Source organism: Chitinophaga eiseniae (genome assembly GCF_012641265.1).
Classification (GTDB): Bacteria; Bacteroidota; Bacteroidia; order Chitinophagales; family Chitinophagaceae; genus Chitinophaga; species Chitinophaga eiseniae_A.
Map to the genome: position 1 here is coordinate 1,329,771 of NZ_JABAHZ010000002.1, position 26,986 is coordinate 1,356,756.

Consider the following 26,986-nt stretch of genomic DNA (forward strand, 5'->3'; position numbering starts at 1 on the left):
CATGCACTATCTACAAATCATTCGTAAGTTATATAACTTACCGGAAGCCGACAACCACGGTTATCCTGAATCTGCGCTGGCAGCCCTGGAAGAACGTTTACAGATCCGTATCCCGGCTATCCTCCGGGAATATTATCTCTCCCTGGGTGCTAACAGGCAAATCAATGATAGCTTTAACCGCCTGACTGCCTTCAACGAGATGGGCTTTTCGGAAGATGAACACCTGGTATTTTATGAAGAAAATCAGGGCGTGGTGTTATGGGGATTGTCCAAAACGGAATTGGCGGCCGGTAACCCACCGGTATATGGCACCTACGACAGCGCGCGGAAGGACTGGTTTGTGGATTCAGATACTACAGAAAATTTCCTGTTATCGATGGCCTGGTGGAATGGCGCTTTAGGGGGACTTACCCACACCGCATTTACCGACCTGGAAGAAGATCTTACCCCGAAGCATATAGCGGCAGTAACCGGCAACTGGCAGGAGCAAACAGGGATTTCCCACCAGCTGCTACGCTTCTTTACCAACGACTATGAAGATATTGTTGTATTCACTACGGAACAGGATGGTACGGTAAATGGGATCTACGCAGGTACCAACAATGAACAGCGGTATCAGCATATACTGCACACTCTTCACCTGGAATGGTGCTATCGTACCGACCGGGATGCGTAAATAACGCGGCTATACAGCCACACGGCGCCCACCAGTCCATAGAAAACGCCGCCTAATAAGGTGGCAAGGTAATCGAGCCGGTAGCAGTAAATATAATGCAGGTGTTCATTGGTTACCAGCACGATGGTACTCAACAGGCCTACTGTTAGCCAGAAGCCGGCAATTTGCGGCCAACTGGCGGTATCAGTATACGGTTCCGGTGATATTTTCAGGAAAACGAGCAGCAATATCAGCAAGCCCGCCATAGAAGTAAGGTATTGCATCCCATACCAGGTTTGGATAGTATGTCCGAATACAGTGATATTTTGTTGAAGAAAAAACCACCACCGCACAAAAAATCCATGTTCATGGGTAAAGGCGTCCAGGAAAAAATGAGTCAGTACCCCCAGTACGACAGAATAGATCACCACAAAATAATGTTGCCGGAAATAGCGGTGCCAGTTGAAACCCTGGAAGGGCAACAGCCTGCTGCTGATCCATTGCGGCAGGTAAGGCAGTAAAACCTGCTTCACCCTGTGATGATAGAGGTACGACAGCAGCAGCGCTAACGGTATATCATATACGAAAACTCCCCACCATAAATGTCCAAGATTGAAGTAGGGATTGAGAAAAATAAAATATAAAAAATCCGGTACCATACTGCCGACAATTAAACCGGTAGCAGACAAGTATTTGCGGGGGGCATAGGTAAGGGGGGCCACTATCGCCGCATGTGATATCGTAAAAGGCATCTTTAATGGTAATTGGATATAAATTTAATTAAACTATAATAAATAATCGCCGCATGATAAAGAAATGTTAATGTTACAATTGTCCATCATTTCCTGTAAAATGTCCAACGTTTTCCATGTGATAACACGTATTTTTATTTAGTCTTTGAAAACATAAAAACAATGTGCTATGACAAAATGGAAAATTGATGAATCACACAGCGAAATAGGATTCAAAGTTAAACACCTCATGATTACGAATGTGAGTGGATATTTTACCCGTTTTACCGGAAATATGCTGACCAGTAGTGATGACTTTCATGATGCTACTATTTCCTTCGAAGCGGCGGCTGATAGTATTGATACACAAAACAGGCAAAGGGATGAACACCTGAGAAACGGCGAATTCTTTGATGCGGCCAACCATCCCAAGATCAGCTTCGTTTCCAAAAAAGTAAAAAAGGTAGACGACGAGCAATATAAATTGTTGGGTGAGCTCACCATTAAAGGGGAAACCCATCCCATTGAACTGGACGTAGTACATGCCGGAACTACCGTAGATCCTTATGGTCAAACCAAAGCCGGCTTTGCGCTCAAAGGACGTCTTCACCGTGCTGATTATGGTCTTCGCTGGAATGCTACGACCGAAGCAGGCGGTATCGTACTCAGCGATGAAGTGAAGTTGAATATGGAAGTGCAGCTGATTAAAGAAGCATAATATAAGAAAGCATAAAGACAAAAGCTATTGTAGCGGGTGATCTTGGCGGATATTTAAAAATCGCGCTTTTCATCTGCTATAATAGCTTTTTGCTTTATGCTTTGCGCTTTATCCTATCTTTGTGCCCATGAAATTTGAACAATACAATATTTCTACTGAAATAAAGGACAGTCTGAAGGAAATGGGCTTTAAAAAGCCTACAGATATACAGTTTAAGGCCATTCCCTCCATTCTGAACGGGGATGACGTGATGGCGATCGCCCAAACCGGCACTGGTAAAACGGCAGCTTTTGCCATTCCTATCCTGCACCGGCTCCAGCAGCAGGACCGGCGCCACCGCAAGGCCCCTTACGAGGTGAAATGCCTGGTAATGGTACCTACCCGTGAGCTGGCTATCCAGATTGCAGAAGTGTTCCAGGGCATTGCGCAATATACAGATCTCCGTATCCTGGCGCTGGTAGGAGGTGTAGACCAGGGCCCGCAGATAAAAATGCTGGAGAAAGGCGTAGATGTACTTATTGCTACCCCCGGCCGTATGTTCGACCAGATTAATCAGGGACATATAGACCTGAGCCACACTCAAACACTGGTACTGGATGAAGCGGACCACATGCTCGACCTGGGCTTTATCCGGGATATCCGCGATGTGATCAAACATATTCCCCGCGAACACCAAACTCTTTTCTTTTCGGCTACCCTCAACAAGGATATCAAGGACCTGGCTTATTCTGTAGTGAATAATCCTATTCGCATACAGATATCTCCCAAAGACCCGGTATCCAAAAATGTAAGTCACGCTGTAGCCTACGTGGAAATGGACGATAAACGCTTCTTCCTGGAAAGACTGATCAAAGAATTTCCGGAAAGTAAGATCCTGGTATTTGTACGCACCAAAGTGCGGGCAGAACGTGTAATGGCGGCCATGACCCGCATTGGCATCAAATCCATCACCATGCATGGCGGCAAGGAACAGGACGATCGCCTCGACGTAATGGCTGCCTTCAAATCGGGCGATGTCAAGGTATTGATTACCACAGATGTAAATGCAAGAGGTATCGATATCCCCAATGTGGATTATGTGGTGAATTACGATCTGCCGGATGTAGCGGAAAACTATGTTCACCGTGTAGGCCGTACCGGGCGAGGTGTACAGAAAGGACAGGCAGTGTCTTTCTGCAGCACAGAAGAAAAACCTATGCTGGAAACTATCCAGAAATTTTTAGGGAAGAATATTACGGAGATGACCATCAACAAAGACGATTACCGTGAAACAATCAGCTTCTCCGAAGATATCCCCAACGATAACTGGCAACTGTTGCTCGATCAGCATAACAAGGAAATGGAAGAGTTAGAGAAAAAGGTGAAGAAGCGCGCTGCAGCTACAGCGAAGAAGAAGGCGAAGAAGAAATAATTTATTCGGGAGATAAAAGGCGAGAGAGGATGCGTAGCATCCTCTTTTTTATTTAGATTACAGGGTATAACATTGCACAATGGATTATAAAGAATTTATAGCGTCTGATGCTAACATAATGTTGGGAAAACCTATTGTAAAAGGAACCAGAATTCCAGTTGCATTGGTTTTACAAAAGTTATCGGAAGGAGCTATGATTCAGGATTTGCTCAGCGCTTATCCCGGACTAACTTATATGTCAATAAGTGCTGTATTGGCTTATGCCTTCGATGCCGTAGCTAACGGAAATATTATATCCTCAACGTGATATAACAACAATGCCGGCATTTCGCCGGCATCATTCCCCAATATATTTACAATCTCTTTTATTGTTTTACCGCTTCTACGTTCACAGTAATGTCAACAGTAGGTGCTACTGCATATACACCAGAAGGTAATTTATCCGCATACTTTACACCGAAGTCCAAACGATTGATGGTAGTTTTAGCGGTGAAGCCAGCTCTTCTCAGGCCCCATGGATCTTTAATTACACCATTGTAGGTAACGTCGAAGGTTACACGTTTAGTCGTATTTCGGATGGTCAGATCAGCCAGCAGTAAGTATTTGTTACCTGCTACTTTTTTCAGGGATACACTTTTTAAAGTGATGGCAGGATATTCAGCTACGTTAAAGAAGTCGTCTGTTTTCAGGTGGCCATCACGTTGATCTACACCAGTGGAAATGCTGCTGGCATCTACGGTGAAATCTACTTTTCCATTCTGGAAGTTAGTGCTGTCGGTAGTTTCAATGGTACCATTGAATTTGTTGAAATGACCCTGCACATAGCTCAGTCCTAAGTGTTTTACACCAAAGATGATGCTGGTGTGTGCCGGATCGGCGTTCCATTTTACCTGTGCAAAAGAAGCGATGCTGGCTAACACGAGGAGAGCCGTGAAAAAGAAACCTTTCTTCATGATTTGTTTGTTTTAAAAAATATTATAATGATGTTTTATTTTGAAAGTTGACGGTCTGCTGACCAGCGTCCGGCGCCTTTAATGATTAAGGCCAGGTTGATGCCGATAACCAGTAAGTGGTATTCAAATCCTTCCCCTGCTTGTGTACCGGTCCAGTTCATAAAGAACCCGTTGGCATGGTGCATATTAAGAGCCACCAGCATAATAACGGTTAACATAGCTGCCCATATACGGGTGGTGAAACCCAGTAATATCAACAGGGAACCAATACTCTCTGTGAAAATCACCAGGAAGGCCAGGATGGAGGGCGTACCGGAAGAAGTGAAATAGTTCATGGTAGCTTTAAATCCATAACCCCCAAACATACCCAGCAGCTTTTGAGCGCCATGTGGTAACATTACCAGTGCTACGGTAATGCGTATGATGAATGATACAAGGTTGTCGTCTGTTTGCAATAATCGTTTGAACATAAATGTAGGTTTAAAATTATCGTTGGTACTTTTATTGTATATACAACTGTTAGGACAAAAAAAATCAACTTCTCAGTTTATCCAATAATTCACTGAGGAGAATGGCTTCTTCTTTCGTGATTTTCTTTGTCAGTTCTTTGTGGCTCTTGTCCATCAAGGGGTCCAGCTCTTTTAATAAGTCCAGGCCCTTTTCTGTTACCTCGATTTCCACTTTCCGGCGATTGCTATCGCATTGCTTACGGGTCAGCAGGCCTTTCTGGCGTAGCTTCTCTACCAATCTTGTCGCATTGCTCATCCTATCCATCATACGCTCCTGTATGTCCAGCAAATTCAATGGCCTGGGATGGCTCCCACGAAGGATTCTTAATACATTAAACTGCTGAGGGGATAAGTCAAACTGCTTCAATATATGGGATGTCGCCACTTCCAGCCAACTACCCGTGAATATGATGTTCAGCATAGCATGTTGGTATTCATCCTTGAATTTTGTTTGTTTCAGTTCTTCCTCCAGTTTCATAATTACATTTACAACTGTTGTTTATACAACAAAGGTAGGTGTATTTTTTATTTCTCCAAATTTTTTTCACGCCAGGACGCAAAGAAGGGAAGACGCAGCGCACTTTAAATAATCTCCTTTGCGTCTTCCCTTCTTTGCGCCTTTGCGTGAAAAGCGTTCTTAGCTATTCAAACCGCCATCTATCGTGAGCGCAGATCCATTAATATAGCTGCTTTCCGGACCGGCCAGGAAGCTCACCAGGTCAGCTACATCTTCTGCCTTTCCATAATGCCCCAACGCAATGTGCTGGCGCTGGAAATCCGCATGCGGACCGTCCGCCGGGTTCATATCGGTATCTACGGGACCTGGCTGCACCAGGTTAGTGGTAATACCACGGGTACCCAGGTCGCGGGCTAACCCCTTATTGAAGGAGATCAACGCCGATTTGCTCATGCTGTACAGCGTACCATGCGGACCTACTACCCGGTCGGCCATACAGCTGCCAATGGTAATAATCCGGCTACCCGCGCTCATGTGCGGCAATGCGGCCTGGGTACCTACAAATACGGCACGGGTATTTACCCCCATTACATGTTCATAGTCTTCCAGGGTGTATTCGGTAAATGCTTTCATGACAGCAGTACCGGCATTATTAACAAGTATGTCGATACGACCGTGTTGCGCCACAGTTTCATTGACAGACGCGATCACCGCTGCGGGGTCGGCGCTGTCGGCCGCCAGGGCGCTGGCCTTTTCTCCTTTCGCCGTCACTTCCGCTACCAACGCTGCCGCCGCAGCTGCTCCTTTTACATAGGTAAAAACGACAGTGGCGCCTTCTGCTGCTAAACGCTTTACAATGGCGGCACCCATACCACGACTTCCTCCTGTAACCAGGGCTATTTTATTTTCCAGACGTTTCATAAAAAATATTTTATGACAGCAAAGCTAGCCTGGTCGCCGGTTGTAAAGAAGAGGGGCGTTAATTGTTAACTACTAACCTCTATGTTAGTTTTGTGCCTGCAGGTATCTTTCCCGAAGTATTTGCAGGTGATGCAGCTGGTGCCCTACGGTGGCAAATCCCAGTGCAAGTACCGACATTTCCGTTTTCCAGCTCATACCGGTTTGTTTCAGCACCTCATCGGAAAAGCTCTTGAACAGCGCGATGCTGGCCATACGCACAGCCTTTAACTCCTCCAGTACTTCCGCTACACTACGATGACTGGTGGCTGCATGCGCGGCATATTCATCCTGGTCCATGCCCGGTGGTACCTGCTTGTCGCCCCGTGCAAACATCAGGGCACGGAAGGTAAACACCCGTTCTGTATCGGTAATATGTTGCAATACTTCTTTAACGGTCCATTTGCCTGGTCCATAGGCATAGTTGCCCACAGGCTCCAGCTGGGCTGCATCGAGGGCCGCTAAGTCTTTTAATGCCTGGTCCAGTGCGGTGTTAAGGTCTGTGTCCGGCACCAGGGAAATATACCGGGTATAGTAACCAGGATCAGGGGAGATGGCATCTTTCTTCATCGGTGGTATTTTATAGGGTCAAGATACAAACAATTTTTACAGCCACCCGTGGCACTGGATGGGTATGTAATGTTATTATTATATTTAATATATTTGTGTATAACATATCCTGACTACCGATCACCTACAACTACCCTACTATGAAATATTTGCTATTATGGGCATTAATAGGGCTTTCCGTTACTACGCACGCGCAAACGCCGGAAGCAGCCAATACCGCGCCCGGGCAATGGGATGCCAGCTGGATTAGTCCCGTTACCAACACACCCCACGCCTACGGCGTATATCTTTTCCGTAAACAGTTTTCACTGCTGAATTATTCAGGCCCTTTTATTATTCATTTGTCGGCCGACAACTACTACCGTCTATATGTAAATGGGCGTTTCGCCGGCATGGGACCCGCCCGGTCCGACCTGGCCAACTGGTACTATGAAACGATGGATATCAGCCCTTACCTGAAATATGGCGACAACAGCCTGGCGATAGAGGTCATCAACTACGGTCCCGCAAGGCCACAGGGGCAATTTACGAAGGGCACCGCCCTGCTCGTGCAGGGACATCGTTCCCGGGAGGCCGCCATTATCAACACAGGCACTACTCCATGGCGGGTAACGGAAGACGAAGCCTTTAACTTGTTGCCGGTGAAGCCCGGCGCCCGCTTCTATGGAGCGTTCCCGGGCGACAGCATCGTGGCGCAGTATCATCCCTGGGGATGGGAACAAACAGCGTATAAAGATAGTAGCTGGGAAAAAGCGGTCATCGTGGCCGCCACGGTGCCGCAAGGCAGCAGCGCAGGAAACGGACGCCTGCTTACTCCCCGGCCCCTGGGGCCACTCTTCCAGGAGCGGCAAAACTTTTCCCGGCTGGTATCCCAACAAGGAACAGCCGCTGACGCCAGCTTTTTAAAAGGCACCGGCGCGATCACAATTCCGGCTAAACGAAAAGTTTCTTTACTCCTCGATGCGGGACAACCCACCACCGGCTTTCCGGAAATGTTGATCAGTGGTGGGCTCGATGCCACTATTCATATCACTTATAAAGCGATAGCGGACGGTAATGCAACGGTAAGGGATATCATTCGTCCTGATGGCGGAAACCGGCGCCGGATCAGCGCTTCCGGTTACCGCAGCTTTCGTTATGTGCAGCTGGATATTGAAACCGGCAAAGCCCCGCTTACCCTGCACGACTACTTTAACGTATATACGCAGTATGGCTTATCTGATAAATCTGCTTTTGCAGCCAACGCTGTGGCAGACTCACTGTGGAACAGCAGTAAGCGTATAACGTTGCTGGGTGCGCAGGACAACCTCTATAACGATCCCTTCCAGGAACAATTACAATATATTCAGGATGCACAAATACAGGGGCTGGCACTGGCATTTTTTTCCGGAGATCATCAGCTGTGGAGAAACGCCTTGCTGCAAACAGACCAGTCGCGCATTCCGGAAGGGCTGGTACGTACCCGTTACCCGTCAGACGACCGACAGGTAACGGTAACGGCCGCACTCTCCTGGATAGGCGCTATACAAGACTACCTTTTATACAAATCAGATAAGGCGCTGGCCAGGCAGGTATATCCGGGTATTAAGAGTATCCTCGACTGGGTAGACCGCTACCCCGATGCCAGTACCGGCCTGCCGGGCTATATGCCCTATAAAGACAGCCTGCCGCTTTGTCCGTTGACAGCGCAATACCTGTATGCATTAAGACAGGCGGCCCTCATTGCCGGCTACTGCGATAAGCCGGGCGACTCCCTGTCCTGGTCACGCAATGCCGACAAGCTCCGGGAAGTATTATACCAGCAATGCTATGATGCCGACAAGGGATGGTATGCTGAAATGCCCGGGGGGAAAAGCTATTCCCGCTACACCAATGCCATGCTCGTGCTGGCGCAGGCCGTGCCGCCAAGGCAGGTAAAGAGTATTATGCAACGTTTATTAAAAGAAGCGCCGTCGCCACAGGAATCCTGGCGGGAGAAATACTATATTTTTAAAGCCATGCAGGAAACCGGTGTTACGGCTACTTTCCCGGCAGAGTTACAGGTGTTGTTGCCGCTACAGGAACAACAATACCAGTCGGCCTGTGCAGTCACCAATATTTTCCTGCTGGGTATTATGGCGGGTATACAGTCAACCAGCTATGGTTGTAAAACCGTATTAATAGCGCCAGATCCTGGAGAATCAGCCTATGTAAAGGCTACCATGGCGCATCCGGATGGCGGCCTGTTAGAAGTAGACCTGGCATTTAAGAATAATCGTGTAACCGGCAACGTTAAGCTGCCTTTCGGGATTACAGGAAAGTTCCGTTGGAGAAACAAAGAAATTACCCTGCATGGAGGCCCCCAGGATATTAGCCTATAACAAGGGAAGTATAAAAACAGGAGGGCGGTGAATTTATTCACCGCCCTCCTGTTTTTATAAAGAGATATTTTCTCAGGCCCGGCCAGCCTTCATTTTCCACTTGCCGTAAAAGTAATTCATCAACAATGCACCAATGCAGATGAACAGACCGAAAAATTCACGGGTTTCTTCTATCCATGGTTTGGTAGCCTTCATTGTTTCAGCCAGGTTTTCTGCATGGTGTTTGGTAAACCAGTCCTCCACACCATTCTGATCAAAGAATTTATAGGTAGCATATGCCAGGTATACCAATATACCCGCTATATACCATTTTGGATAAAAACGTTGGCGGGCCGCCAGCCAGCAAAATACGGCGGCGTATAAATAGATAGGCATCCATACGTATGGATCGGGATCATTGTACTGTAAGCCGGCAAAGAGGACGAACATCAGGGAAAGGAAGATATTCAATGCTTTCATGACATAAAAATTAGGGCTTAAACATACACAAAAGAATTTCAAAAGTGTATTTCCTTGTATTATTTTATCTCCGCAGTGCGGAATAGTGGAAGAATGGCCTGCAAATTTGGCATTTTAAAAAAAATGTTAAAGTAGCATTTGTACAGACTGGAATAATGTTATATATTCGAAACTGATAACAGAATTCCACGTGAGAACCAAAATCTGAGCTAGAAAATGTTTGTAACAGTCGTCAAAGTTTCTCACACCCAGTAGTAATGTAGTCCAGTCACTAAACAACTTTAAACGAAGATTCACATGAAATAACCATCATTTGATCAGCGGTGTTTGTTTTAGTTAATCAATGCTTAACGGTTATAATTTAATTGTTGAACAGACACTTTATTTCTTATTCTGCTCCATGTAGCGCATCATGCATGGTTGCGGGGTAGTTAATGCTTTATATACATCTATAATCAATGACCTGTTATTGCTCATGCATAACGGGAAAGGGAGAAGTATGCAAGGTGGTGTCTGGTTAGCAGTGAAAGTATATACAAGAGGTACTCTTATTTTCTAACCATTTTTTCTTAAACGTTACCCTTAAATCACGTTATGAAAAAGCATTTTTACCAGGCCCTTGCCGCGCTATGCGGCATCCTGTTGCTGCTGGCCGGCGGCAACGTTTACGCACAAACAAAAATCACGGGAAAGGTGACAGACAAGGCATCCGGCAATGCGCTGCCCGGCGTCACCGTTTTTGTAAAAGGTACTAATCGGGGTACCGCTACAGATCCGGCAGGTACTTTCTCTATTCAGGCCAAATCAGGTGAAACACTCGTTTTCTCCTTCGTAGGGTACGATCCGCAGGAAGCCATTGTGGGCAGCGGACCAGTGAATGTACAACTCGGAGAAAAAGTGGGGTCACTGGAAGAAGTGGTAGTAACCGGTTATGCCAGCCAGAAAAAGAAAGATCTGACAGGCGCCGTTTCTATCGTAAAAGTAGAAAATCTCACCAAACAACCTACCTCGCAGATTGCCAGCCAGCTGCAGGGACAGGTATCCGGTGTAACCGTATTGGGCGGTGGTCAGCCTGGCCAGGAACCACAAGTGAAAATCAGGGGTATCAATACCTTTGGTAATAACACGCCGCTCTACATCATCGATGGAGTACCGGTGTCTAATCTCACCGACGTAAACCCTAATGATGTACAAACCATGCAGGTACTGAAAGATGCAGGCGCTGCCTCTATTTACGGTGCCCGCGCGGCCAACGGGGTGATCGTAATCACCACCAAAAGAGGTACCGGCAAAGTAAAGGTTTCTTATGATGGCTACTACGGCCGTCAGAAACCACAAGGCGGTAACGTATGGAACCTCCTCAATCCGCAGGAACAAGCCGATCTGAAATGGATGGCTATAAAAAATTCCCCCGGCAACCCTTTAACAGACGCGCAATACGGTAGCGGACCTACTCCTATACTACCAGATTATATTGCGCCGGTAGGCCTGAAAGAAGGCGATCCTGCTACAAATCCCAATTTATATTTCGTGAACCCGAACTATAAATCTGCAGCAGACCTGGCATCGTTTTATCGTATTACCAAAGCCAACAAACAAGGTACTGACTGGTTTCACGAAATATTTAAGCCGGCACCCATCACCAGCCACAATATCTCTGTTGGTGGTGGCAGCGATATTGGTAACTATTTCTTCTCCTTCTACTACTTCAATCAACAGGGTACACTTACCAATACTTATAACAAACGTTACGCGGTACGCGCCAACACCAACTTCAACGTAACCGATCATATCAGGGTAGGCGAAAACCTGGAATATTCCATTATCAACAACCCGCAGATTGGTACGCTGGTGGAAGGTAGCGGTATTGGTATGGCTTTCCGCGAACTGACCATCATCCCGGTGTATGATATCAAAGGAAATTATGCCGGATCCAGCGGAAAAGACCTGGGTAATGCCCGTAACCCGGTAGCTATACAGGATCGCTTCGGAAGAACCAAAGCACTCGCCAACCGCTTGCTGGGTAACGTGTATGCAGAGGCAGACATCCTCAAGAATTTCACGTTGAGAACCAGCTTCGGTGGTGAAATATATTCTTTTGATAACAACAGCTTTACTACTCCGGAATACGAAAACGCAGAAAATAATACCGTGAACCAGTATACAGAAACAACCGGCAACGGTTACGACTGGACCTGGACCAACACCCTGAGTTTTCATAAGAATTTCAATCAGCAGCATGATCTGAAAGTGATGATCGGTACAGAAGCGTACGATAACCATTTCCGTACACTGACCGGTACTACTACCGATTATTTTACCTTCGATCCCGACTTTACCAACCTGAGTACCGGTACTGGTACGCCTACCAATGGCAGCGGTTTTGGTACTGATGGATTATTCTCCCTGTTTGCCCGGGCCGACTACTCTTACAAAGACCGTTACCTCATCGGCGCTTTAATTCGCCGCGATGGTTCCAGTCGTTTCGGACCTTCTAACCGCTATGGTAACTTCCCTGCGGTGAGCCTTGCCTGGCGTATTTCACAGGAAGAATTCATGAAGAATGTTTCCTGGATTTCCGACCTGAAACTGCGCGGCGGCTACGGCATCATGGGTAACCAGATCAACGTAACCCCCAGCAACCAGTTTACCGCCTATGGCTTTGACAGAAGATCTTCCTTCTATGCCATTAATGGCGCTGCTACTACCAGCAAAGGCTTTATCAAAACACAACTTGGTAACCCCAACGCTAAATGGGAAAGCAATGTCAATGCTAACATCGGTGTAGATGCAACGCTGTTTAAAGGCAAACTGGAATTCACGGTTGATTACTACACCAAAGAAGTAAGGGATCTGCTGTATAATCCGGAGTTGGCCGGCGTATTCGGAGCGGCCACCACGCCGTATACCAACGTAGCAAAAATGAGGAACAAAGGATGGGACGCCTCCATCACCTCCAATACAGATCTGACCAGGGACCTGAAACTCACCGTTACCGGTACTTTAACTACGTATAACAACAAGATCCTGGCTATTTCTGAATCAGCTCCTTATTTCGACCTGGAAAGCCGCCGTTTCGGTTCTCCGATCATCCGCAATGCTATCGGACAGTCTATCAGCGAATTCTTCGGGTATAAAATTATTGGCTTCTGGAACAGTAAGGAAGAAGTAGATGCTGCCAACGCATCCGCTAAAGCTAAGTTCCCGGGCTTGAAAGAATACCAGATCGGCGCAGGTTTAGGTCGTTTTAAATATGCCGATGTAAATGGCGATGGCAAAGTAGACGCCAGCGACCGTACTTACCTGGGTAACCCCAATCCTAAATTTACTTATGGACTGAATATCGGTTTAACGTATAAACATTGGGATTTTAGCGCCTTCTTCTACGGCGTACAGGGAAATAAAATCTGGAACCAGGTGAAATGGTGGACAGACTTCTATCCTTCCTTTGTAAGTGCCAAGAGCAAAACAGCGCTGTATGATTCCTGGACGCCTACTCACCAGAATGCCAAGGCGCCTATCCAGGAAGTGGCTTCCTCTCCCAGTACTTCCGGTGCACCTAACTCTTATTTCGTGGAAAATGGCTCCTACCTGCGCGCTAAAAATATGCAGGTGGGATACACCTTGCCCACTTATTTGCTGCAGAGAGTAGGCATCTCCAAGTTCAGGGTATATGCCCAGGCGGCCAACCTCTTTACCATCACCAAATATTCCGGTATAGATCCCGAAGTAGCTGGAAATACACAGTCATTCGGATTGGATGAAGGCGCGTATCCTAATCAGCGTCAATACCTGGTGGGCGTAAACGTTACCTTCTGATCCTTTTGTTGAACTGTAAAAATGAAACAAATGAAAACATTAAGATATTCAAGTGTCGTTATAGTAGCGCTGGCAGGCTTGCTGACAGCCTGTTCAAAGAGCTTCCTGGAACGTGCGCCACAGGGTACGCTCACAGAAGAAATTGTGGCTAATAAAGATGGGGTAAACTTTTTGCTGATTGGCGCTTATGCCGTACTCGACGGACAAGGCAATGGCGCTGCCGTAGCCGGTGGTAACCCCTGGGAAGCATCACCTACCAACTGGATTTATGGTAGCGTGGTAGGCGGCGATGCACATAAAGGCAGTAACGCCGGCGACCAGGAGCCTATCAACGATATCGCTAAAAGTACTTACAATGCCAGTAACAGCTTTTTTAATACCAAGTGGAAAGCCGTGTACGAAGGCGTAAGCCGTTGTAACCTTACCCTGCAGAAAATGAAGCAGGCTACCGATATGACACCTGCCCAAAAGACCCAGGTGGAAGCGGAAGCACGTTTCCTGCGCGGACATTACTACTTTGAATTGAAGAAGTTCTTCAATAACGTGCCTTATGTTACGGATACTTCTGCTGATGTGAGGGTATCTAACGACAAGGATATATGGCCTTTCATTGAGGCTGACTTCAAATTTGCGGTAGACAACCTTCCGGGCGATTACGTGGCCAGCGGAGAAGTAACCCGGGCCAATAAATCGGCTGCGCAGGCTTATCTCGGTAAAACTTATTTATACGAGAAAAAATATGCGGAGGCCTTTACCCTGTTAGCTACCGTGGTGTCCTCCGGGAAAACCAGTGCAGGCGTGCCTTACCGGCTCTCTAACCGTTTTGAAGACAACTTTGATGCATCCAAAAAATTAAATAACCCGGAAGCAGTGTTTTATATCGAAATGACGGCTAACGATGGTACCAATACCATTGCTAACGCCAACTCCGGTGAAATGCTCAACTTCCCCTACGATCCAAGCCCATTCGGCTGCTGCGGATTCTTCCAGCCTTCCCAGGACCTGGTGAACTCTTATCGCGTAGATGCCAGCGGCCTTCCTTACCTGGATGATTATAACGATCACCCGGTAAAGTCTGATAAAGGGATTACCAGTTCCCAGGCTTTTGTACCAGATGCTGACCCGCTGGATCCCCGTCTCGACTGGACGGTAGGCCGTCGTGGCGTGCCTTACCACGACTGGGGAAATCACCCCGGCGCTATCTGGCAGCGTGACCAGGGCTATGGTGGTCCTTATTCTCCCAAGAAAATGGTATACTGGAAGAAAGACCAGGACAAATACCACGATGCACACACCTGGGCGCCAGGTTCCGCTATCAACGTAAACCTGATCCGTTTTGCGGATGTAGTGCTCATGTATGCAGAAGCCGCGGCACAAACCGGCAACCTGCAGATAGCTACGGATATGGTGAATAAAGTGCGCGACCGGATGAAGGATAATCCAACGGAATGGCTGCATAAGTGGGATGATGCTACTAAGCAATTCGTGCCTGGCGTAATGGCCGCCAATTATAAAATAGGTGATTACCCGCTATTCGGTTCCACTGCCTACGCGTTAAAAGCTATTTATTTTGAACGCAAGCTGGAACTGGCAACCGAAGGGCACCGCTTCTTCGATATTTCCCGCTGGGGTATTGCAGACCAGGTACTTACCGCCTATTATACTTACGAAACCACTAAGGCTGGCTTTCCTGATCTGATCGGGGCCCAGTTTACCAAAGGAAAGAATGAGTACTTCCCGGTGCCGCAACGTCAGATAGATTTGACGCTGCAAAACGGGCAGCCGGTGCTGAAACAAAATGCCGGCTACTAACAAGGATTTTGGTCACCTGATATGATTTGCGGATCTCCCTTTTTTGATTTTCCGGAAGATGGATAACTGACAGGTATTCCTTCTCCCAAAATCAAAAAAACAGGAGGTCCGTAAATATTTTATATTGTGATAGCTTGAAAAAAGAACCCATGCCCAATCAACCAAATAAATGGACGCGGATTTCAGCGGCCTTATTCCTGCTCCTGTCCGGCGGGTTGTTGCAAAGTGGATGTCATACCCCCACTCCGGAAGAAAAAGGAAAAAAACTGGCTGATAAGTATTGCTCCGGATGCCATTTACCGGTGTCTCCCGACTTGTTGGATAAAGCTACCTGGACCCAGCATGTATTGCCTGCAATGGCCCTTAAATTGGGAATCAGGGTATGGAGTGGCAATCACTATTATCCCCCAATGCCGGGCGAAAAACCGGCACTTATTTCTATTAAGGAATGGACAGCGCTGGTGGCCTACTATCAGGCACAGGCGCCGGAAAAGTTGATGCCCGCCAAACCGCCGGTACCTCTGCAACACGACTGGTCCATTTTTTCTTTGCAAACACCGGTAATGAAAGATAGCCTGGAGCCCGCTGCCACTACAATGGTGGCGTTTTTGCCCGATGGAAACGGTTTACTCACCAGCGACGGCAATAATAACACCCTTACACGGTGGAACCGCAACCGCCAGGTGGTAAATACCTGGAAGCTGCCTTCTCCGGCTGTAAATGTTTTGTTTACCAAAGACAGCAGCGGGCAGCAGGCCGGTATTTTAACCGAAATAGGCAACATGCGTGCTGTGGATGTGCCCGCTGGTATCGTGACCCGATTATCCCTTGATGATCCGCATAGCCAGCAAAAAGATCTCATGCCTTTTCTGAAACGTCCGGTACAAACCCTCACCGCCGATTTTGATAAAGATGGCCTGGAAGATATGCTGGTATGTGCTTTCGGGCATAACCAGGGGGGACTGTATTGGCTGAAACAGTTGCCGGACCATACGTTTAAAAACCTCCCTATATGGGAGGTGCCAGGCGCCTTACAGGCAATAACAGGCGATTTTAACCGTGACGGCTATACGGATATCATGGCATTGTTTGCTGCCGGCGATGAGGGGATCTGGTTATTTGAAAATGATAAGAAAGGCGGATTCACTTCGAAAAACCTCCTGAGATTCCCGCCCCTGAACGGTTCTACCAGTTTCCAACTGACGGATTTTAACGGCGATGGACAACCTGATATACTATATACCTGTGGAGACAATGCCGATTTTTCGATGGTGCTTAAACCTTACCACGGTTTATACGTCTATCTTAATGAAGGGAATAATAAATACAGGGAAACCTGGCATTACCCGGTGAATGGATGCACAAAAGCTGTAGCAGCAGACTTCAATCACGATGGGAAAATGGACATCGCTGCCATCGCCTTTTTTGCTGACTTTCAAAACAATCCGGCGGAGAAATTTATCTTCTTTGAAGGAGGGAATAAACCGCTTTCATTTACACCGCATGCACCTCCAATTGAAAAAGAAGGAAGGTGGATTTGTATGGATGTAAAAGACAGCGATGGAGATGGTGACCTGGACATTGTACTAGGAAACTATGCGAGAGGGTTTATCATACTTGATGACTATAAGCCCGACTGGAAGGAATATCAGCCGTTTATTGTATTGCAGAACAATTCTAAGCGATAAAATGGAACGTAAAAAACGTTTGTTTATTTGGAATGAAAGCAGAAATATGTATCTTACGGCCATATTTTATTGCAACGTGTATTAATCTTTTTTTTTCAAATCATTACTGTGGAGAACACTACCCATCATATGTTTTTGATTATTAATGCACAATCGTTCATAAACAACGTTTTCCCAAAATATACCTTATTGCACCGTGAATAACATACGTGTTCCGGTGACACAAAGAGATCCTGATGCATAATCAGGTTTTAGAATGGCGGAAGGAGAGGCAGTAATGCCTCTCTTTTATTTTATACTATTCACTGTACGATCCCTCCATCGCCCTATTTTGCCATCTATCATAAAAAAACAACCGAATGCAGAAAATCCCATTATTCCGGGGTAATTTTATTCTGAAATCAGGATTATTGTTTTAAACAGGATATGTCAGTGGCTGAATATGTATATGACCAGGATAAAGTGAACACGCTGCTTAGCACGATCATCAGGAATAACGGGAACGAAAAAGCCAACAACTGGCTACAGCAGCGCCTGGAGCTGCAACAACAAACCGGCGCTATCCCTGCTTTTAATCAAACTTTTACGGCTATTCCACGTTTCACTGGGAAAGGAATTATTACGCTTTCACCTGCAGAAGAAGCAGCGTTGGAGGCACTGGTACCTTCTTTTTTCGTACATGGGTGGACGTTAGACCGGCTGACGAGGGTCTGGTGGTTGTTGCAATTGCCGGTATCTGATAAAGCAGTTTACCTGGATACCCTGGAAAAATTGTTTAACGCCGCGGAAATGAATGAGCTGGCAGCCTTATATAGCGCGCTTCCCCTGTTACCGTGGCCGGAAGAATGGATAGGACGCACTTCTGAAGGCATCCGGTCTAATATTGGCCTGGTACAGGAAGCCATTATGCTGCATAATCCCTGGCCCGCCCGTTACCTGCCCGAACCCGCCTGGAATCAGCTGGTAATGAAAGCCATCTTTACCGACAAACCATTGCATCTCATCACCGGGCTCGATGAAAGAGCCAATATAGCACTGGTAAATATCCTGACAGACTTTGCCCACGAACGCTGGGCCGCCGGCAGAAACGCCGACCCAATGCAATGGCGATTGCTGATAAAATTTGTGACCGCAGATAATTTCCCGGATATTAGCCGCATCTGGCACTCGTTGAACAGTGTGGAAAGAGAAGCGGCCGCCCTGGTTTGCGCACAATGCAATTATGCGCCCGCAAAAGAGCTGCTGGCACAATCACCCGCGTTAACCGCTGCCATCGGGGATGGTAGTCTCACCTGGGATACATTGGCAGAGAAAATAGTAAAATGATAACATCACTAAATTGATTTGATATGTGTGGCATTCATGATTTAACAGAGAAAGATCTCCAACCGCTCACCTATACACCCGCTTATCTTAATAAAATAAAAGGCATGCGCTTCTTTGATCCGCATGTACATATGACCGCCCGTACTACCGACGATTACCAGGCTATGGCCGATGCCGGCGTGGTAGCCATCATTGAACCGGCCTTCTGGCTCGGACAACCCCGTACCGGTGTAGATACTTTCCGCGACTACTTCAGCAGCCTGCTGGGCTGGGAGCGTTTCCGCGCCTCCCAATTTGGCATTAAGCACTATTGTACTATCGGGCTCAATTCCAAAGAAGCCAACAATGAAAAACTGGCGGAAGCTGTGATGGAAATCCTGCCCCAGTTTATTTATAAAGAAGGCGTAGTAGGCGTAGGCGAAATCGGTTTCGATGACCAGACTCCCCTCGAAGAAAAATATTACCGTGCCCAACTTGAACTGGCTAAGGAGGCCGGTTTACCTGTACAAATACACACGCCTCACCGTGATAAGAAAAAAGGCACCCAAAGAAGCATGGATATCGCACTGGAGCATGGACTGGAGCCTCACATGATCATTGTAGATCATAACAACGAGGAAACCGTGAAAGAAGTGCTGGATCGCGGCTTCTGGGCTGCATTTACCATCTATCCCTTCACTAAAATGGGGAATGAACGCATGGTAGCCGTAGTAAAACAGTATGGAAGTGAACGTATTATGGTCAATTCCGCTGCCGACTGGGGTATCAGCGATCCGTTAGCCGTTCCCAAAACCGCCGCTTTAATGCACGAAAGTGGTATTGACATGAATGATATTCATTTGGTAACTTACACCAATGCTGTAAAAGCCTTTGCGCAGAGCGGACAAATTGACGAAGCTGACTTTGACAACACAAAAAATGTGGATCAAAGTGAGAAGTTTAATGGTAGCTCTGTATTGCGCGGCGGTCAGCAACCTCGAATCGATAAAAACACAACCATCATCCGGTAATGTCTGGCAGCTTTGTTCCTGCTGGCAATAAACCATGAAAACCTGAGTACACGGTGAGTTATATTGTTAGCAAATTGATAGGATACCTGCGCCTGATGCGACCCGCCAATATCGTTACTGCCATCGCAGACATACTGGCCGGGGTAGCTATTTCAGGTTATTGTATAAATGTTTCACTCAATAATGTTACGCTCGATGGCATATTACCTGTAATATGCCTTTGCTTGGCCACCATTGGACTATACGGCGGTGGCGTAGTATTTAACGACGTATTTGATGCCAGCCTGGATAGCGTGGAACGCCCCGAAAGGCCCATTCCTAGCGGATTAATCGCTAATAGCCAGGCAGTTATACTGGGTAGCTACCTGCTGTTGGTAGGGATCCTGGCGGCATTTTCGGTAGGAGGCCTTACCGGCTTCCCCGGATGGCTGGCGATTGGAGTAGCTGCCAGCGCCCTCGTATACGATAAATGGGGAAAACATCATCACTTCCTCGGCCCCTTTAATATGGGCCTTTGCCGCGGACTCAATCTACTGCTGGGTATCAGTATCGTACCTGATGCACTGGCCTCCTGGTGGTGGATGGGATTTATCCCCATTGCCTACATCGCAGCAGTTACCAATATCAGCAGGGGAGAAGTACACGGCGGCAGCGTTAAAAGTCTGCGCCTCACTGCTTGCTGTTATGCTGCTGTATACATCGCCATGGCCGTATTGGCCTTTTTACATCATCACATCTGGACGGCCCTTCCCTTTATTATTCTCTTCGCATGTATGATCAACATCCCACTTTTCAGGGCAATGAAAAACCCTGTCGGTCCCAATATTGGTAAGGCCGTAAAGGGAGGTATCATTGCATTGATTGCCATGAATGCCGCATGGGTGGCCGCTTTTGATACACTGTCGTTTGCATTGGTGGTCCTGCTGCTGTTACCTGTTTCTATGGTATTGGGTAAAATGTTTGCTGTTACCTGACACCAGCAGTTATTCAATGATACCGCGCTTGAGCGCTTCTTTTACCAGTCCCGCTGTATTTTTTACAGCCAGCTTCTGTGTAAGATTCAGCCGGTGCGTTTCTACTGTACGCAGGCTGATAAACAAGGTGGCCGCTATTTCCTGGTTGGAATATTCTTCTGCAATCAGTTTCAGGATTTCCACTTCCCGGCGTGTAAGCGGGATATCGTATCCCGACCGCTTTTGGCCGGTGAGCATTTCGTTCAGCAACTGGCGCCGGATAATATCATCCAGGAACTGATCTCCGGCATATACGGTTTCTATAGCAGTGATCAGTTTCTCCGGATTGGTATTTTTTAACAGGTAGCCCATAGCGCCATTGCGGAGCATTTGCTTTACGTAATGCGATTCCATAAAACTGCTGAGCGCAATTACTTTGATGCCAGGATAATTTTTTCGTACCTGCTTGCATAGCTCCATTCCGTCCAGGTCGGGCATCTGGATATCGAGCAGTAATACATCCGGTTGTACTGCAGGCAAGGCTGTCATCAGCGTGGTAGAAACATGGCTTTCATATACTACCTGTACCTGGCTATAAGGCGCCAGCATGGCCTTTATTCCGTTGATGACCAACAGGTGGTCGTCTGTTATGGCTACTTTGATCGGCATATAGCATGAATTAAAATGAAAGCTGCATTTCCATAGGTTGCATTACCCCTACATTGAACTCCATGTACGCAGTAGTGCCACAACCCGGAGAGGCCGTAATAGTGAGCTGTCCATCTAAGGACCTGACTCTTTCTTCCAGGCTGTTCAGTCCAATGCCGGTATGTTCCCCGGGAGTATTTTTAAAGCCAATGCCATTGTCTTCTACTGTAATGCTAACATATCCGCCGTGTTGGGTGATTTGTACCAGCGCCGTGGTGGCATAGGCATGTTTGATAATGTTATTCACCAGTTCCTGTACGATACGGTATACGGATAGTTCAAAGTTATTACGAAACCGGGGTAGTTCGCCGGAAGTATAAAAGCTGATTTGCAGTTTCCGTGAGTGGCTCACATTACGGCAGAAAAATTCCAAAGCAGCTGAAAGGCCTTTACGGGCAAGGATCTCCGGCGTCATGTTATGCGCTGTTTTCCGCACTTCTCCTATGGCATCATCCAGCATGCGCATGGCATGATTGAATCCCTTTTCCTGTTGCAGGGAAAGATCCGACTGCAAAGCGCGGAAATGCATTTTCACGGCGGATAACAGTCCCCCAACCCCGTCGTGCAGGTCTTTGGATAAGCGGGTACGTTCTTTTTCTTCTCCCTGTATCAGGGCTTGTAGCACCTGCCTGTTTTTTTCCAGCTCCAGGTTTTGCAACAGCTTCGCCTGTATATGTTGCCGCTGGCTCGATTTCTTCCATATTACAAAAGACAGGATCAGCCATACCAGCAGGTTAGCCAGGAAAATGGCCGTCCACATATTGCCATCGGCCATGGGATGCTTCCAGGGCAGCAATTGCGCCATCAATGCCTGATCTGGCCACAAGATAAAAACACTAACAAGAAATAATATTCTCAACATCTCAGATGTACTTTGGCAACCACCGGGTTGCTATGTTTAATAATACAATGTTCGTAGGTCAACAAATACAATGAATAAGCCCGGCAGGTGATAACATAGCTATCTCCAGCCACTCCAGTGCGTGACAACTGCTCAGCATGCAACAAAAGATGTGAAAAACAACCGATGTTACAGGGTTAACTACCAGGCAAACAATGCCTCATTTTTTGGTCAAACAATATTTTTCTTCCACTGTATAGGAAGCTTCATTTCTACAGCGATATAAAGGTCAATATTTCTGTTTTAATACACAATAGGCAACGGGATGAGTGGATGCGTTTGTGGACCAATAACAGGTAGCGATGTGCTGAAACTGTTTGTAGTAAAGGGTTTGTAGACAAACGGTTTATGTCAGTAGAACTACGCAATTTATAAATTAATGGTTTTTACCGTCTGTAGCTCCCCGGAAAAAAGATTCCTTTGTGTTCCGATAAATGATTCTACAGGCTAACCCCAAAAAAATAGGCTCCGCTCCCGGAGCCTTATTCTTTGTAAAAAATCACAATTTTCTATGTACTTTTAAAGGCTATAGTTTTTTTAAGTTAGATGATGCGGATTAAGCCATGGAATATATTCAACAAAATTTCAATGTCAACTTTTCTTACGGAGTGTTCTTCAGCAGTCATTTATTCGATCCTGCCAATAACTGTTTAGCGACTTTCCTGGAGTCGAAAGCGGAAGATGCTTATGTAAAGAAATTACTTGTAGTGCTCGATGGGGGTGTAGCGGCACATCACCCACAGCTAACCCAACAAATCCAACAATATTTCCGGCAGGTAAAAGGCTTTCAGCTGGCCCCGGAAATTATTACCCTGGCAGGCGGCGAGTCGGTGAAAAACGACCTGCCTTTGCTTTTTAGCCTGGTAGATGCCATCGACAAGTATGGTATTGATCGCCACTCCTATGTGATTGGCATCGGCGGTGGTTCCCTCCTGGATATGGTGGGATTTGCAGCCGCCATTTCCCATCGCGGAGTAAAACATATCAGGATCCCTACCACGGTGTTATCACAAAATGATTCCGGTGTAGGCGTAAAGAACGGCGTTAATTATAAGGGCAAGAAAAATTTCCTCGGCTCCTTTGCACCGCCGGCGGCAGTGTTTAATGATCCCGTATTTTTAACCACCCTCGATGCACGCGACTGGTGCTCCGGTATGGTAGAAGCAGTGAAGGTGGCACTTATCAAGGATGCGGCTTTCTTCGAACGGATAGAAGCAACTGCTGTAGCAATGACTGCCGGAGATATGCCCGCCATGCAGGAATTGATTTATCGTTGCGCGGAATTACACATACAACATATTGGCGGCGCCGGCGATCCGTTTGAAAGCGGCTCTTCCCGCCCGCTTGATTTCGGTCACTGGAGCGCACATAAACTGGAACAACTCACCAACTTTGAGCTACGCCATGGAGAAGCCGTATCTATCGGTATCGCCCTCGATAGCGTATATTCGTTCCTGTTAGGATGGTTGTCAGCACCAGACATGCAGCGCATTTTAACGGTGTTGAAAAATATGCATCTGCCGGTATGGCATCCACTATTGGAAAAGCAAGGCGACAAAGACTCTCCCGTGATAGCAGGACTGGAAGAATTCCGGGAACACCTGGGAGGACGCTTAACCATTTCCCTGCTCCGCGCTATCGGTAAAGGAGAAGAAGTACACCAGATGAACCTTGATTTGCTATACCAGGCAGTGGATATCTGCAAAAATAATCAGTGATGAAAACAGCGATTGGCCATCTTACCTACTGTACAAACATTCATCCCGGCGAAAGCTGGGGGGATCATTTTGCGCAACTGAAAAAATTTATACCTGCTATCAAGCAACAGGTATCCCCGGATCAGCCCTTCGGCATTGGGCTGCGACTGGCCAATACCGCCAGCCTGGAACTCAGCAAGGAAGAACACCTGAAAGTATTTCAGCAATGGCTGCAAGAAAATGATTGCTATGTATTTACGATGAATGGATTCCCCTATGGCGGATTTCATAACGTAGTGGTAAAAGACCAGGTACATGCACCCGACTGGACCAACGCCGACCGCGTAGCCTATACCATTCGCCTGTTCCGCATATTGGCGGCCTTATTGCCCGCCGGCATGGAAGGAGGTGTATCTACCAACCCACTCACTTATAAGTTCTGGTGCAATCGCTGTGAGGAAGAAAAGAATTCCTTCACCGAGAGCGCTACGTTAAATATGTTGCTGGTATTAGAACAGCTGGTACGTATTCACCGCAGCGGCGGGCCGCTGATGCACCTCGACGTGGAGCCAGAACCAGATGGACTGATGGAAAATACCAGTGAATATATCAGCTGGTATTTTGAAGAATTGTTACCCGCAGGTATTCCGTTTATTAAAGAGAAGTTTGACGTGGATGACCAGGAAGCAGCAGACATCATTAAAAACCATATCCAGCTGTGCTACGACGTTTGTCATTTTGCGCTGGTATATGAAGCGCCGCAGCGGGTGTTGGAAAGGCTGAGCCACTATGGTCTGAAAGTAGGTAAACTGCAGATCAGCGCAGCACTGAAAGCCGATATGCCGACAAACCCGGCCGCCAGGAAAGAAGTGACCGATGCATTCCGCCGGTTCAACGAGCCGGTATACCTGCACCAGGTGATTGCCCGGAAAAAAGATGGTAACTTTATCCACTATCCTGATTTGCCGCAAGCCCTGGCGGACGAGGATAACCCGGACGTAACAGAATGGCGCTCTCATTTTCATGTGCCTGTATTCCTCGATCAATTCGGCATACTGCAATCTACACAGGAAGATATTAAACAGGTATTGGCGTTACAACGGCAACAACCGTTTACCGCACACCTGGAAGTAGAAACATACACCTGGGATGTGCTGCCTCCTGAATTAAAACAGGAAATGTCGCTGTCGGTTTCGAGGGAGCTCAACTGGATCAAAGCACAGGCGTAACAACGGCAGGAAGCCGCTAAAAACTTGCTTTTCTGCCACCTGAATTATAGCTTTATACCGGAATTGTAACGGCGATCGTATTTATGAGAAAGACAGTAGTTATTGATGTAGTAGGGCTCTCCTCTTCTTTGCTGGAGCACCTGCCTTTTATAAAGGCTTACACACAGCAGCGGCACCTGGCCACGGTGATGCCGATGTTACCGGCGGTTACCACGTCGGTACAAAGCACCTATCTTACCGGCCAATGGCCCAGCGAACATGGTATTGTAGGCAATGGCTGGTACGACAGAACAGATGCGGAAGTAAAATTCTGGAAACAATCCAATAAACTGGTAGATGCCCCAAAAATATGGGACCGCGCCCGTAAACTGGATCCTTCCTTTACCTGTTCGCAAATGTGCTGGTGGTACAACATGTACGCCAATGTGGACTACTCCCTCACACCGCGTCCCAACTACCTGTCCGATGGCCGTAAAGTACCGGATTGCTACACTACTCCCGCTACACTCCGGGATTACCTGACCGAACAACTCGGCAAATTTCCCCTGTTTAATTACTGGGGCCCTACCGCCAGCATTAAATCCAGTCAGTGGATCGCAGATGCCACTATCCTGACCGATAAACTATATAACCCAACTCTCACCTTCGTATACCTGCCTCACCTGGACTACTGTTTACAGAAGTTTGGGCAAGACCCGGTGCGCAACGCAAAAGAGCTGAGCGAAATTGACGGGGTAGTGAAGCAGTTGATCACCTACTACCAACAACAAAACTGTGATCCGATTGTATTATCAGAGTATGGGATCACCAATGTGAATAACCCTGTTCATCTCAACAGGATCCTCCGGGAGCAGGGACTGCTGGCCCTGCGGGTGGAAAATGGGCTGGAGCTGCTGGATGCAGGTGCTTCCAAAGCTTTTGCGGTAGCAGATCACCAGATCGCGCATATTTATATCAACGATCCTTCCTGTTACAAGCAGGTGCGTAATATCCTGGAGAATGTACCTGGCGTGCAACTGGTACTGGACCGGGAGGGTAAACGGCAACACCACCTGAGTCATGCCCGCGCAGGCGACCTGGTGGCGGTAGCAGATGCTAACAGCTGGTTTACTTACTACTACTGGTTGGATGATAAAAAGGCGCCGGATTTTGCCCGATTGGTCGAAATCTTCCGAAAACCGGGGTATGATCCGGTAGAAATGTTTATGGATCCCGCAGATCCGTTCATTAAACTGAAGGCGGCGGGCAAACTGTTGAAGAAGAAACTGGGCTTCCGTTACCTGATGAACGTTATTCCGCTGGATGCTACGTTGATCAAAGGTTCTCACGGCAGGCAGGAAGAAAACCCGGATTATCACCCCGTGGTGATCAGCCCTGAACCGGCTTCCAAATCCCAATTACAGGCAATTGACGTATATGACGTAATATGGAACCAATTGACCGGTAAATAATCACTTATGTATAAATATGGTTGTGCCCTGATGCTGATGCTGCTCTTGTCGGTAAACTTGCTAGCGCAGGATAGTGCCTGGCTGGAATCGTTTAACCGGGAGCGTATTCATACCACCAAAACGGCCATGGTTGTGCTGGGAGGATGGTCGGTGGCCAATATCGCCACAGGACTGGCAGGTATGGGGCAAGCCGGAGGGGAAGCAAAATATTTCCACCAGATGAATGTTATCTGGAATGCCGTGAACCTGGGTATCGCTGCTGCAGGTTATTTTGGCAACCGCAAACTCAATCCCGCCAGCTATAACATGCAAGGCAGTATCCGCGAGCAAAATAAGATTGAAAAGATTTACCTCGTCAATGGCGCCCTCGACCTGGCCTACATCATGGGAGGACTCTACGCCCGGGAATACGGGAAAAACCAAACAGGGAAAGAGCAGGACCGCTGGAAGGGATACGGCTCTTCTATCCTCTTGCAGGGAGGGTTCCTGTTGTTGTATGATATCGTGAATATCAGTATCCATCACCGCCATGGCAAAGCCCTCAACAAAAAGTTTGATGGTATGCAGCTGTCCTTTGCCCCTGGCCGTATCAGCGCCGGCCTCACCTTCTAA

At 47.3% G+C, this 26,986-nt stretch carries 24 protein-coding genes; 15 read left to right on the forward strand and 9 right to left on the reverse strand.

Annotated elements, in window-relative coordinates:
• The first annotated feature begins 1 nt into the window (after window position 1).
• Window positions 2-676 carry a hypothetical protein gene (locus HGH91_RS13135; RefSeq protein WP_168738861.1) on the forward strand — a complete coding sequence of 225 codons (675 nt, stop codon included), beginning with the start codon at window positions 2-4 and terminating at the stop codon, window positions 674-676.
• Here the strand turns inward: HGH91_RS13135 and HGH91_RS13140 are convergent.
• Entirely contained in the window at window positions 652-1,407 is a 756-nt protein-coding gene (locus tag HGH91_RS13140) for a DUF4184 family protein (protein WP_168738862.1), read from the reverse strand. The genes HGH91_RS13135 and HGH91_RS13140 overlap by 25 nt on opposite strands.
• A gap of 169 nt (window positions 1,408-1,576) precedes the next feature.
• Between HGH91_RS13140 and HGH91_RS13145 the strand changes: the two genes are divergently transcribed.
• From HGH91_RS13145 to HGH91_RS13155, 3 genes are all read left to right on the forward strand, one after another.
• Complete coding sequence (locus HGH91_RS13145; RefSeq protein ID WP_168738863.1) at window positions 1,577-2,104, forward strand: YceI family protein; 528 nt, start codon at window positions 1,577-1,579, stop codon at window positions 2,102-2,104.
• A 127-nt stretch (window positions 2,105-2,231) separates the two neighbouring features.
• Window positions 2,232-3,515, forward strand: a complete 1,284-nt coding sequence (locus HGH91_RS13150; RefSeq protein ID WP_168738864.1) for a DEAD/DEAH box helicase — start codon at window positions 2,232-2,234, stop codon at window positions 3,513-3,515.
• A 79-nt stretch (window positions 3,516-3,594) separates the two neighbouring features.
• Window positions 3,595-3,822, forward strand: a complete 228-nt coding sequence (locus HGH91_RS13155; RefSeq protein ID WP_168738865.1) for a DUF433 domain-containing protein — start codon at window positions 3,595-3,597, stop codon at window positions 3,820-3,822.
• Between the two features lie 58 nt (window positions 3,823-3,880).
• Here the strand turns inward: HGH91_RS13155 and HGH91_RS13160 are convergent, their stop codons facing one another.
• The 5 genes from HGH91_RS13160 to HGH91_RS13180 form a co-directional block, all read right to left on the reverse strand.
• Complete coding sequence (locus tag HGH91_RS13160) at window positions 3,881-4,468, reverse strand: YceI family protein (protein WP_168738866.1); 588 nt, start codon at window positions 4,466-4,468, stop codon at window positions 3,881-3,883.
• A 35-nt stretch (window positions 4,469-4,503) separates the two neighbouring features.
• Window positions 4,504-4,938, reverse strand: coding sequence for a DoxX family protein (locus HGH91_RS13165; RefSeq protein WP_168738867.1), 435 nt, complete (start codon window positions 4,936-4,938; stop codon window positions 4,504-4,506).
• Window positions 4,939-5,002: 64 nt separating this feature from the next.
• A complete protein-coding gene (locus HGH91_RS13170) occupies window positions 5,003-5,455 on the reverse strand; it encodes a MarR family winged helix-turn-helix transcriptional regulator (RefSeq protein ID WP_145663879.1) in 453 nt (150 codons plus the stop codon).
• A 159-nt stretch (window positions 5,456-5,614) separates the two neighbouring features.
• The gene (locus HGH91_RS13175) at window positions 5,615-6,355 is read right to left on the reverse strand and encodes an SDR family oxidoreductase (protein WP_168738868.1); all 741 of its coding nucleotides are present in this window, start codon (window positions 6,353-6,355) and stop codon (window positions 5,615-5,617) included.
• Between the two features lie 84 nt (window positions 6,356-6,439).
• Window positions 6,440-6,961: a DinB family protein gene (locus tag HGH91_RS13180; RefSeq protein WP_168738869.1), complete on the reverse strand. Its 522-nt coding sequence runs from the start codon at window positions 6,959-6,961 to the stop codon at window positions 6,440-6,442.
• A 140-nt stretch (window positions 6,962-7,101) separates the two neighbouring features.
• On the opposite strand from HGH91_RS13180, the gene HGH91_RS13185 reads away from it, so the two are divergent.
• Complete coding sequence (locus HGH91_RS13185) at window positions 7,102-9,321, forward strand: hypothetical protein (RefSeq protein WP_168738870.1); 2,220 nt, start codon at window positions 7,102-7,104, stop codon at window positions 9,319-9,321.
• A gap of 72 nt (window positions 9,322-9,393) precedes the next feature.
• Here HGH91_RS13185 and HGH91_RS13190 read toward each other — a convergent pair whose 3' ends face one another.
• A complete protein-coding gene (locus tag HGH91_RS13190) occupies window positions 9,394-9,780 on the reverse strand; it encodes a transmembrane 220 family protein (protein WP_168738871.1) in 387 nt (128 codons plus the stop codon).
• A gap of 594 nt (window positions 9,781-10,374) precedes the next feature.
• Between HGH91_RS13190 and HGH91_RS13195 the strand changes: the two genes are divergently transcribed.
• The 6 genes from HGH91_RS13195 (at window position 10,375) to eboC (ending at window position 20,409) form a co-directional block, all read left to right on the forward strand.
• Window positions 10,375-13,599 carry a SusC/RagA family TonB-linked outer membrane protein gene (locus tag HGH91_RS13195; RefSeq protein ID WP_168738872.1) on the forward strand — a complete coding sequence of 1,075 codons (3,225 nt, stop codon included), beginning with the start codon at window positions 10,375-10,377 and terminating at the stop codon, window positions 13,597-13,599.
• Window positions 13,600-13,629: 30 nt separating this feature from the next.
• Window positions 13,630-15,411, forward strand: a complete 1,782-nt coding sequence (locus tag HGH91_RS13200) for a RagB/SusD family nutrient uptake outer membrane protein (protein WP_168738873.1) — start codon at window positions 13,630-13,632, stop codon at window positions 15,409-15,411.
• A gap of 149 nt (window positions 15,412-15,560) precedes the next feature.
• Window positions 15,561-17,099, forward strand: coding sequence for an FG-GAP-like repeat-containing protein (locus HGH91_RS13205; RefSeq protein WP_168738874.1), 1,539 nt, complete (start codon window positions 15,561-15,563; stop codon window positions 17,097-17,099).
• Between the two features lie 426 nt (window positions 17,100-17,525).
• A complete protein-coding gene (locus HGH91_RS13210; protein ID WP_168738875.1) occupies window positions 17,526-18,425 on the forward strand; it encodes an EboA domain-containing protein in 900 nt (299 codons plus the stop codon).
• A 23-nt stretch (window positions 18,426-18,448) separates the two neighbouring features.
• On the forward strand, window positions 18,449-19,435 hold the full coding sequence (locus HGH91_RS13215) for a TatD family hydrolase (RefSeq protein ID WP_168738876.1): 987 nt from the start codon (window positions 18,449-18,451) through the stop codon (window positions 19,433-19,435).
• Between the two features lie 53 nt (window positions 19,436-19,488).
• Window positions 19,489-20,409 (forward strand): UbiA-like protein EboC, encoded by a 921-nt coding sequence (eboC, locus tag HGH91_RS13220; protein WP_317166829.1) that lies wholly within the window; start codon window positions 19,489-19,491, stop codon window positions 20,407-20,409.
• Between the two features lie 9 nt (window positions 20,410-20,418).
• Here eboC and HGH91_RS13225 read toward each other — a convergent pair whose 3' ends face one another.
• A complete protein-coding gene (locus HGH91_RS13225; protein WP_168738877.1) occupies window positions 20,419-21,057 on the reverse strand; it encodes a response regulator in 639 nt (212 codons plus the stop codon).
• Window positions 21,058-21,067: 10 nt separating this feature from the next.
• A complete protein-coding gene (locus tag HGH91_RS13230; protein ID WP_168738878.1) occupies window positions 21,068-21,958 on the reverse strand; it encodes a sensor histidine kinase in 891 nt (296 codons plus the stop codon).
• Window positions 21,959-22,560: 602 nt separating this feature from the next.
• Here HGH91_RS13230 and HGH91_RS13235 point away from each other — a divergent pair.
• The 4 genes from HGH91_RS13235 (at window position 22,561) to HGH91_RS13250 (ending at window position 26,986) form a co-directional block, all read left to right on the forward strand.
• Window positions 22,561-23,715, forward strand: a complete 1,155-nt coding sequence (locus tag HGH91_RS13235) for a 3-dehydroquinate synthase (RefSeq protein WP_168738879.1) — start codon at window positions 22,561-22,563, stop codon at window positions 23,713-23,715.
• Window positions 23,715-24,923 carry a metabolite traffic protein EboE gene (eboE, locus tag HGH91_RS13240; RefSeq protein WP_168738880.1) on the forward strand — a complete coding sequence of 403 codons (1,209 nt, stop codon included), beginning with the start codon at window positions 23,715-23,717 and terminating at the stop codon, window positions 24,921-24,923. Before HGH91_RS13235 ends, eboE begins: the two co-directional genes overlap by 1 nt.
• Window positions 24,924-25,006: 83 nt before the next feature.
• Window positions 25,007-26,374 (forward strand): alkaline phosphatase family protein, encoded by a 1,368-nt coding sequence (locus HGH91_RS13245; protein ID WP_168738881.1) that lies wholly within the window; start codon window positions 25,007-25,009, stop codon window positions 26,372-26,374.
• Between the two features lie 6 nt (window positions 26,375-26,380).
• On the forward strand, window positions 26,381-26,986 hold the full coding sequence (locus HGH91_RS13250; protein WP_168738882.1) for a DUF6992 family protein: 606 nt from the start codon (window positions 26,381-26,383) through the stop codon (window positions 26,984-26,986).